Below are 9,335 nucleotides of genomic sequence, written 5' to 3' on the forward strand. Positions count from 1 at the left end.
CCCCCAGGGAATATGCGGCGGATCGGATTGCGCCAAGGAACGGTGCCGTCGACGGAGCGCCGGTCCCAGAAGCGCCGGTCCCAGAAGCTCGGAACGAGTCGCTGCCAAGCCCGCCGTCGGACCGACTGGTGTACGCCTACCTCGGCCGACAGCGGCGCTGGGTACTACTGTGCATGACCGCGTCGTTCACCCTTGCCTCGTTCAGCCTGGTCAAGTTCGCGCTGCTGGCGTCGGCGTTGTGGGTGTTTCTCCTGCTACTCGGGCTCAACGCGATTTGTTCGGCCTTCACGATTGTGGCCACCCAGCACCGGCGGCGCGTAACGAGACAGAGCCATGAGGGCCTGGTCAGCGGCTGGCGGCCGATCTACTGCCCCAGCGTCGACATCTTTCTTCCCAGCGCGGGTGAACCTCTCCCGGTGTTGCTCAACACCTATTCACACATCGCCCGGGTCAGGTGGCCGGGGCAGCTACGGGCGTACGTCCTCGACGACAGCGGCCGCCCGGAGGTCGCCGCCGCGGCCGCCGCCCACGGCTTCAGCTACCTGAGCCGGCCGGACCGGGGCCGGATGAAGAAGGCCGGTAACATCCAGTTCGGGTTCGAGCACTCGCGCGGCGACTACATCGCCATCTTCGACGCCGACTTCTGCCCGCGGCCGGACTACCTCTTTCACCTGGCACCGTACCTCGACGACCCGAGCGTCGGTATCGTGCAGAGCCCGCAGCACTTCGATACGAAACGGTCGATGGGCTGGCTGCAGCGGACCGCCGGCGCCACCCAGGAGCTCTTCTATCGCTGGGTGCAGCCGTCCCGCGATGCCGTCGGCGTCCCGATCTGCNTCGGAACCAATGCGATCTACCGGCGCGGCAGCTTGCGGAAGGCAGGCGGCTTCGCCCAGATCGAACACAGCGAGGACGTCTTCACCGGTGTCAAGCTGCTGGCGGCGGGCTACACCACCCGCTATGTACCGGTGGTGCTGGCGACTGGCCTGTGCCCGGCTGACCTGGCCGGTTTCATCAACCAGCAGTACCGCTGGTGCAGCGGCTCCATGGCCCTGCTGCGGACCCGTCAGCTACGCCACATCAGACTCGACTGGAAACAGCGGGTCTGCTTCTGGAGCGGGTTCCTCTACTATATTTCCACCGCGATCAACGTCTTTACCATTAACATTCCTGGCCTGTTGATGGTGTACGTCTACCCGGAGCTGGTGCGGCCCTATAATTTCCTGCCCTTCCTGGCCGCCGCCTGGGTGTGGCTGGTCCTGCTCCCGGCCACCAGCCGCGGTCGATGGCGTTTCGAAGTGCTGCGGGTGCAACTTGTGTACAGCTTCTGCCACGCTGTCGCGATCCTGCACATGGTGCGTGGTCGCACGGCATCCTGGGTGGCGACCGGCTCCGTGCGCAAAAGGGGGAACCCGATGGTCCGCGGCGTGGTTCGGACCGCCTTCTGCTGGCTACTGCTGACGACGTGCGCGACATGGACCGGCATCGGTCTCGACGTCTGGAGGTTCGGCTGGGGAAACTTTTGGCTCGTGATTCTGTTTCAGCTCGGCCACAGCTATCTGAGCGTCCCGCTCCTGTTCGACCTGAGCCGCCTGCTCGTGGGACGCGGCGACCGGCCGGCACGCAGCCGGCACCGCGCCAGGCAGTCTCAGCCCGACTCCGTGGTCCGGGCATGGACCGGCGGTCCGCCGGCTCACAGCGCGCCGGCTCACAGCGCTCCGGCTCACAGCGCTCCGGTCTCGCCCTCGCACGGCGCTCCACCCGCCAGCGCGGCCCTGCGCCAGGGGTGAAGCGACGTGGAACGTCACGACGACGATCTGGACTTCCCGGCCTCCGAGCACCTGCGCTGGCCCGACGGGCTGGCGATCACCGTCGGCCTGGCGGTCATCGCGTTGCTGGCCACCGGCTGGGTCGACCCGACCGTGCTATGGCACTGATCAGGCCGGGCGGACCGTGGGAACGGTCGGCCTGAGGAGCATGAGGACCATGAGGACGACGGACGGCGCGGTCACCGTGCCGCTGCGGCGACCCCACCCGGGTCTGGTGCGGATCGAGGAACGGCTCGGCTTCCGCCCCGACATCGAAGGGCTACGCGCCCTGGCTGTGCTGCCCGTGCTGTGTTACCACGGTCAGGTCCCCCACGCCGCTGGCGGGTTCGTCGGGGNCGACGTGTTCTTCGTCGTCTCGGGGTTCCTCATCACCAGCCTGCTCGTGCGGGAGGCCGAGGTCACCGGTCGGATAAGCCTGGCGGGATTCTACGCGCGCCGGGCCAGGCGCATCCTGCCGGCGGCCTGCGTCGTCCTGGTGTTCGTCACCGTGGCGAGCTGGCTGACGATGCCGCCGCTGCGCCAGGCGGAGACGGTGCACGACGTCGCGGCGGCCTCGGTCTACCTGGTCAACTGGCGGTTCATCTCGAACCAGACCGACTACCTCGCCAGCGGTCGGGATCCCAGTCCGGTGCTGCACTTCTGGTCGCTCAGCGTGGAGGAGCAGTTCTACCTCGTCTGGCCGCTGCTCCTGCTGCTCGTCGTGCTGTTCGCCCGGCGCGTCACGATGTCGCTGGCCGCCGTCGCGGTCCCGGTCACGCTCGGGCTCGTCGCCCTGTCGTTGACGCTGTCGCTGCACTGGACCCTGGTGGAGACGCCGGTCGCCTACCTGAGCTCGCCGACCCGGGCGTGGCAGTTCGGCGTCGGTGCGCTGGTCGCCTTCGCCACGCCGGCGCTCGCCAGACTCGACCGCGGCCGCACCGTCACCGGGTTAAGGATCGTGCTCGGCTGGGCGGGGTGCGTGGCGGTGGTGACCGCCGTCGTCAGCTACGACAGCGTGACGGTCTACCCGGGCACGGCGGCCTTGTTGCCCACCTTCGGCGCGGCAGCGGTCATCGCGGCGGGTACCGGCGTCCGCCCGGGACACCGCAGCCTCCGGGCGGGNGCGGGCCGGNTGTTGGGGACCAGGGTGCTGACCGTCATCGGAAGCCGGTCGTACAGCCTGTACCTGTGGCACTGGGCCGTGCTCGTCCTGGTCGAGGCGCGGGTGGGAGACCTGAGCTGGCAGACGCGCACGGCAGTGGTCGCGGCCTGTGCAGTGCCGGCCGAGCTGTCGGCGCGGCTGGTCGAGCGTCCGGTGCGGCTCTCGGCGGTCGCGGCGTCGGGCTGGCGTCGTGGCCTCGCGATCGCCGTCACCGCGACGTTGCTGCCGGCCGCCACCGGCATGCTGGTCGGCACCGATGCGTTGCAGCGGATGCGGGGCGGTGACCGGGACGCGGTGGCGGTGCTGCCACACCTGCCCGCGGCCACGGTGGTGCGTGACCCGTTCGACCAACCCGGCGGCCTGTTGAGCGGCCCGGTGACGCCCGCCCCCTGGTCCGCGTACGACGACCTGCCGCGGCTTCCGGAGGGCTGCATGGCAAGTCCCCGCCAGACCACGAGCCCGCCCTGCCAGCTGAACACCGACGGCGCCACCGGCCGGGTGGTCCTGTTGGGGGACTCGCACGCCGCCCAGTGGTTCGGGGCGGTCTACCACGTGGCCCGCGGCAGCGACTGGTCGGTGGAGGTGCTGACCAAGGTCGGCTGTCCGTTACCCGCCATCTCGGTCCGCAGCGAGCAGCTCGGCCGGGAGTTCACCGAGTGCGACACCTGGCGGGAGAACACGTTTCGCCGGCTCGCCGCGGAACCAAAGCCAGACGCGATCTTCCTGAGTACGTACAACCGGTACACCGGCGACGAAGAAAAGGTTGTGGCGGGATGGCGGAACACGATCGCACGGCTCGCGTCCCTGGGTGCTCCGCTGGTCTACATCGTCGACACCCCGAATCCACCGGGAGACATTCCGGCGTGTATTTCCGGCGCAATCGACAACTGGCGGTCGTGCTCGTTCCCGCGGGATTCCGGACTGCCCCGCGACCCGCTGCTGCAGGCGGTCGTCGAGGGCCGCGAACCAGCGGTCAGCGCGGTCGACCTGAACGTCATCCTGTGCCCGGGGACCGGGCCCTGCCCGGCCGTACGGGGCAGCGTGCTGCTGTACCGCGACGACTCCCACATCACGAACACGGCAGCGGTCATGCTCGGGCCGGCGCTCGAACACGCGCTGGTCACCAAGGTACAGCTGCCGTTGCGGGGACCGCGGCTCCAGTCAAGCCAGACCGCGGGCACACCGCGTTCCTGACTTCGGTCCCGGTGGAATCCGGGCACCGGGTAGCCTCGCGAACGAGATGCGCCATGGCCGTATTTCAGGACTTCTGTACACTTTTCAGTCATTGTTTGGCGGACGTACCAGCCAGACGGCCGAGGTACCTGGTGGGGAGGCGCTGATGCGACGGCGGTCTGCCGTCTGCCTGATGATGGCGGCGAGCGTACTGGTTTTCGCCTGCAGCTCCCCCGGCGACGGCCCGTCGCTGAAACCCGCATCCCCGAGCGGCGCCGCCCGCGGCGGCTCGGCTCCGCCGCGGGCGGCCGTCGAAACCGTGTTCAGGACCCGTCCGCAGTTCGGCGTCACGGTGCCCGGCATCAGCCAGGCGTCGCTGGGCGAGGTTGCACGCACGACGGCCTGCCCGCCGGCGATGGCCCAGTTCTTCGTCTCCGTGACCCACGGCCTGGACCCGACGGTACTCGGCGCGGTGCCGGTGACACCGATCGTGACGGTCGAGCCGTGGAACCCGGACAAGGGGGTCAACCAGAGCGACTTCACGCTCGACAAGACCATCGAGGGCCGGTGGGATGACCACTACCGGGCCATCGCGATGGTAGTGAAGAAGTACGGACGCCCCGTCCTGATCCGGTTCGCCCACGAGATGAACGGCTACTGGTACCCGTGGGCGTCGGTCGGCTCGAACACCCCGGCGCTGTTCGTGGCGGCGTGGCAGCACGTGGTCGGCATCTTCCGAGACGCCGGCGTCACGAACGCGCTGTGGGTGTGGTCGCCGAACGTGCTCCGCGGGACGTCGGGAACGCCGCTGGCCGAGTACTACCCCGGCGACAAGTGGGTCGACCTGATGGGTCTGACAGGGTACGGCGTGCAGGAGAGCTCCGCCGCGCAGACGTACGACCCGTCCATGGCCCAACTGGCCGCGCTGTCGACCAAGCCGGTCCTGCTGACCGAGGTGGGCGCCCAGCGGGACCAGTACAAGACCAGCTGGATCGCCTCGTTCGGCAGTTGGCTGCAGAGCCACCCCCAGGTGGTGGGGTTCGTCTGGACGGCGATGAACATCAAGGACGGCGTGAAGGGTGACTGGCGGTACGACGACTCGGAGGCCGACCTCGCCGCCTTCCGGGCGAGCCTGCTCGCCGGGAGGGTCGCCTGCTGACCGCCGCGAGGAGCGTTCCGGAGTCGGCCGGCCAGCCGGGTCCGGCGGCCCGTCACCGTCGCGGCAGCCGTCGCGGCAGCCGTCGCGGCAGCCGTCGCGGCAGCCGTCGCGGCAGCCGTCGCACCATGGTCGTTCTCGCCGTGGGCGCAGCCGTCGTCGCCTGTGCCCTGGTCCACGCGGTGAACCTCGACGGCTGGCCCGGCCGGTTCAACGAGGACGAGGGCACCTATGCCGCGCAGGCCTACGCCCTGCGGTACTGGGGCCGACTGGCGCACTACACCTACTGGTATGATCATCCTTTCGGCGGCTGGGCCCAGATCGCGGCGTACGCCTGGGTGACCGACGCCTTCGGCCGCGGCGCTACCGGCGTGAGCGCCGCGCGCGAGTTCATGCTCTGGGTGCACGTCGCGAGCTGTGTCCTGGTCTACTTGTTCGCCCGCCGGCTGGACGTGCGCCGACCGTACGCGGTGACGGCCGTCGCGCTGTTCTCGCTGTCACCGCTGGCGCTCTGGTTCCAGCGGATGGTGTTCCTCGACAACATCATGGTGATGTGGCTGTTAGCGGCGTTGGTCATGGCTGCGGCGCCCAGACGGCGAGTGCGGACTGCCGTACTGGCGGGACTCGCGGNAAGCGNCGCGNTNTGGTCCAAGGAANCCGCTCTGGTGTTNCTGCCCNGNGTCTACCTGATGGTGTGGATCAATCNCCGGCGGCGCAACCTACGCGCCGCGAGCCTCGGATTCGCCGCCGCGGCCGTGGCGGGCCCCGGGGCGTTCGTGGTGTTCGCAGCCGCTCGTGGCGAGCTGCACCAGTTGCGCCGGGCGGTCGAGTTCCAGCTGTTCACCCGGCAGTCCAGCGGCAGTGTGCTCGACCGCGGCAGTTCGGCGTGGAACCTAGTCGGCTTCTGGCTCGGGCTCGATGCGATCCTGCTCGCCGCCGGCCTCGTGGCGGCGATCGCCGGGCTGCTGGTGCCTCGGCTTCGGGTGCCGAGCGTGCTGCTGGTGAGCCAGGCACTGCTCCTGCTCCGGGAGGGGTACCTGCCGTACCCGTACGTCGTCGGGATGCTGCCGTTCGCCGCACTCTGCGTAGCGGGGTTGGCCGACCACCTTCATCCCCGGCCCGGGCCTGCCACCACAACCGCCCGTCTTCGCCTCGCGGCGGTGGCCTCGGTGGTCGTGGCCGGGCTGGCGGTGCTGTCGTGGCAGTGGGGACCGGTCCTGGTCGACGCGACCTCCCGGGACGACAGTCTCCCGAGCCGGGAGGCGTCCGCCTGGTACCTCGGCCACGTCCCCCCTGGCCGAGTGACGATCACGAACGATTACGCGTGGCTCGACCTGCTACGCGGAGGTACCAGGCCGATCTGGCACTGGAAGATCAACGACCAGGCCGTACGGGCGAGCCTCCCGAACGGCTGGCGCGACGTCGACTACGTCATCCTCGACGCCTGGATGGCCGAACCGGCGACGTTGCACCGGCTCCCGTTGCTGGCCGACGCGCTGGCCCATGGCGTCAAGGTGGCTTCGTTCGGCGCCGGTCCGACCAAGGTGACGATCTACCGGGTCGACCGGGTCGTCGAGGCGCCGGGTGGCGCGGCGCGTGCGGGCCGAGTGGGGATGCGCCACTGACAGGCCTGGAGTTGAGGTCACTGGGACGAACACTGAGGTCACGGAGCCATCCCCCTCGGTAGCCCCTACCTGCTGTTGCTCCGCGACGCCCCGGACCGGTGACCTTCCGCACGCCCCTTGACCGTCACCAACGTTGTTGGCTAGCGTCGGCTAACGGCGTTAGCAACCACCGACGACAACCAGGTCGAACGACCGAGGGAGCGGGTATGACATCGAATCTGCTCTACCGCGGGCCCGGCATCGCCGAGCTTCACGAAGAATATGCCAAGAAGCGCGTGCTCGACGAAAAGGCGCCGGTAAAGGCCGCGGCGGAGATCTCCGTGGCCGCGCCGACCGAGAAGGTATGGCGGCTGATCAGCGAGATAGACCGGTGGCCGGCGTGGAACCCCGCCGTCCGGGACGTGCAGGTTCACGGCGGGGNGGCCGTCGACACATCCTTCATCTGGGTCAACGGGAAGTCACGGGTCCGCTCGACCCTGGCGGTCGTCGATCCACTCCACGAGATCACCTGGAGTGGGGTCTCCGCCGGCATCAAGGCCGTTCACCGCAACGTTCTCGAACGGACACCGGACGGTACGGTGCGAGTCACGAGCATGGAATCGATGTCTATGCCCTTCCTCGGCCTCATCTTCAGCAGCACGAAACTCCGCAGCGGGCTGAATGACTGGCTCACGGCGCTTAGGCAGGCCGCCGAAAAGGCGTGACCTTCACCGCGCCTGGGTTCGGCTGTCGATGCGGTGACCACCGGCCGTCGCGGCGATCGCTGTGACCGCGAACACCACTGCCCAGACGCGATGCCCAGCCAGCGCCGTGGCGATCGCGGTCAGACAGAACAGGAGGATCTTCACCATCAGCAGCGCCGGCCCGCGAAGCCGACGTCGTGACGCGGGGGCGAGCCACACTCCCCAGACGACGGCCGCCATCANCGGCAGCAGGACCGCCAAGGCAACACCGGCGACGGCTGACGAGGCGAGATCGAGTCCGGCACCCGCCAAAGTGCCCAGCATCGCGAGTTCGGACAAGAAAGCGAGAAACATGATCGACCCGCCCACCACGCCGCTGCGCGGGGTACCGCCATCTGCGCCAGACGAACCCATGAGAGGGAACATAGTGGAACTTCCCGGGGAGTGAATTGTGATTCTGGGAACTACTGCCGCATCAGGCACCGTTCGCCTGCCTGACAACCTGACGAGTGGAATCAAATGGTCAAAGCGATGCGTGACTTTCTAGCAGCTCGTTGAAAACTTCTATCGGCTTCAACCAGCCAAGCGTCTGCCGTGGCCTTCCATTCAGCTGGGCGGCCAGCTTATTAAGCTCGTCCTGTGTGTGCAAGGACGGGTCGGTGCCCTTCGGGAAGTACTGGTGTAACAGACCGTTGGTGTTCTCGTTGGAACCGCGCTGCCAGGGCGAGTGCGGGTCACAAAAATACACGGGGATACCGGTCCGGACCGTGAACTCCGCGTGGCGGGCCATCTCCTTCCCCTGGTCCCACGTCACGCTGTTGCGAAGGAACTCAGGGAGGGTTCCCATCTTCTTCGCGAGCAGGTAAGCGACACGTTCGGCGGTGCGGTCAGAGGGGATACGCACCAGCATCACGAACCGGGTGGTACGCTCGACGAGCGTGGCGATCTGGGACCTGTTCCCCTTACCGATGATCAGGTCACCCTCCCAGAAGCCGGGCACGGCTCGATCCTCGGCCTCCTTCGGCCGCTCGCTGATGTCGACCATGTCCGGGATCTTTCCCCTGGTCACGGTCTGCGCGATCGGTTCNCCCGCCTCGTCCGGCCCTTGCGCAAAGCAATCTTCAGCTCGGTCCGAAGCTCGCCGCGGGCCTGGAGGTATAGGCACTCGTAGATCGTCTCGTGCGACACGCGCATGCCCTCGTCGTCAGGGAAGTCCTTCTTCAGCCTCTCACTGATCTACTTCGGAGACCATTTCTCGGCCAGGCCGGCATTGACCGCGTCGTGCAGCGCGGCCGACGCGACGAGTTTGCGTTCCTTCGGACGTGCTCGCAGCGCGTCGCACCGCGCCTGCGCATCCACCGCTCGGTAAGCCCGTACTCCGCACGTTCGTGTGGTGTGCTGACCGTGTGATTTCTTGATCCGCCAGGATGATGATTTCCCTGGTGCGTGGTGTGTCCGGCCTGGGACGGTTCGGAGGGTGCTGGCGACCGCCGTCCGGGTGGGCTATGGGCCCCCGCGCCTGGAGAAGCTGCTCGGTGCTCTGCCGGTGGCCCGGGACCTGATGGTCCGCCTCGATCTGGTCGCGACGATCGAGACGGCTCTGCCCGATCCAGGAGAGCAAGGCCCGGCTCACCCATCAATGACCTCCGGAGGGGACTGTCGCCTTCAGGCGACAGGGGAATCCGGCACGGACCGCAACGGTTATACCGGCCACGCTGGTATAATCAA

General features: G+C 68.2%; 9 protein-coding genes. 7 read left to right on the forward strand and 2 right to left on the reverse strand.

Going from position 1 to position 9,335, the window contains the following annotated elements:
- Positions 1 to 173 precede the first annotated feature (173 nt).
- The 6 genes from CED_RS15825 (at position 174) to CED_RS15845 (ending at position 7,628) form a co-directional block, all read left to right on the forward strand.
- On the forward strand, positions 174 to 1,790 hold the full coding sequence (locus CED_RS15825; protein WP_235187106.1) for a glycosyltransferase: 1,617 nt from the start codon (positions 174 to 176) through the stop codon (positions 1,788 to 1,790).
- A 6-nt stretch (positions 1,791 to 1,796) separates the two neighbouring features.
- Positions 1,797 to 1,937: a hypothetical protein gene (locus tag CED_RS24380; protein WP_023842071.1), complete on the forward strand. Its 141-nt coding sequence runs from the start codon at positions 1,797 to 1,799 to the stop codon at positions 1,935 to 1,937.
- Positions 1,938 to 1,986: 49 nt separating this feature from the next.
- The gene (locus tag CED_RS15830) at positions 1,987 to 4,164 is read left to right on the forward strand and encodes an acyltransferase family protein (protein WP_051868859.1); all 2,178 of its coding nucleotides are present in this window, start codon (positions 1,987 to 1,989) and stop codon (positions 4,162 to 4,164) included.
- Between the two features lie 145 nt (positions 4,165 to 4,309).
- Positions 4,310 to 5,302, forward strand: coding sequence for a glycoside hydrolase family 26 protein (locus CED_RS15835; RefSeq protein ID WP_023842072.1), 993 nt, complete (start codon positions 4,310 to 4,312; stop codon positions 5,300 to 5,302).
- Positions 5,303 to 5,427: 125 nt separating this feature from the next.
- Positions 5,428 to 6,924 (forward strand): phospholipid carrier-dependent glycosyltransferase, encoded by a 1,497-nt coding sequence (locus CED_RS26305; protein ID WP_051868860.1) that lies wholly within the window; start codon positions 5,428 to 5,430, stop codon positions 6,922 to 6,924.
- 206 nt (positions 6,925 to 7,130) lie between these two features.
- Positions 7,131 to 7,628 carry an SRPBCC family protein gene (locus CED_RS15845; protein ID WP_035911879.1) on the forward strand — a complete coding sequence of 166 codons (498 nt, stop codon included), beginning with the start codon at positions 7,131 to 7,133 and terminating at the stop codon, positions 7,626 to 7,628.
- Positions 7,629 to 7,631: 3 nt separating this feature from the next.
- On the opposite strand, the gene CED_RS15850 is transcribed toward CED_RS15845, so the two are convergent.
- Entirely contained in the window at positions 7,632 to 7,961 is a 330-nt protein-coding gene (locus CED_RS15850; protein ID WP_160172402.1) for a YrdB family protein, read from the reverse strand.
- A gap of 169 nt (positions 7,962 to 8,130) precedes the next feature.
- Positions 8,131 to 8,652, reverse strand: coding sequence for an IS30 family transposase (locus CED_RS15855; protein WP_369807846.1), 522 nt, complete (start codon positions 8,650 to 8,652; stop codon positions 8,131 to 8,133).
- Between the two features lie 432 nt (positions 8,653 to 9,084).
- Here CED_RS15855 and CED_RS25425 point away from each other — a divergent pair.
- A partial coding sequence (locus CED_RS25425; protein ID WP_217494686.1) for a hypothetical protein occupies positions 9,085 to 9,335 on the forward strand: 251 nt, incomplete at its 3' end.

This window comes from Frankia sp. CeD (genome assembly GCF_000732115.1).
In the GTDB taxonomy this organism is placed as follows: domain Bacteria; phylum Actinomycetota; class Actinomycetes; order Frankiales; family Frankiaceae; genus Frankia; species Frankia casuarinae.

Excerpts from the sequence above, each read along its gene's own strand:
- CED_RS15835 (WP_023842072.1), top strand. The coding sequence starts at position 4,310 with ATGCGACGGCGGTCTGCCGTCTGCCTGATGATGGCGGCGAGCGTACTG.
- CED_RS15855 (WP_369807846.1), bottom strand. The coding sequence starts at position 8,652 with ATGGTCGACATCAGCGAGCGGCCGAAGGAGGCCGAGGATCGAGCCGTG.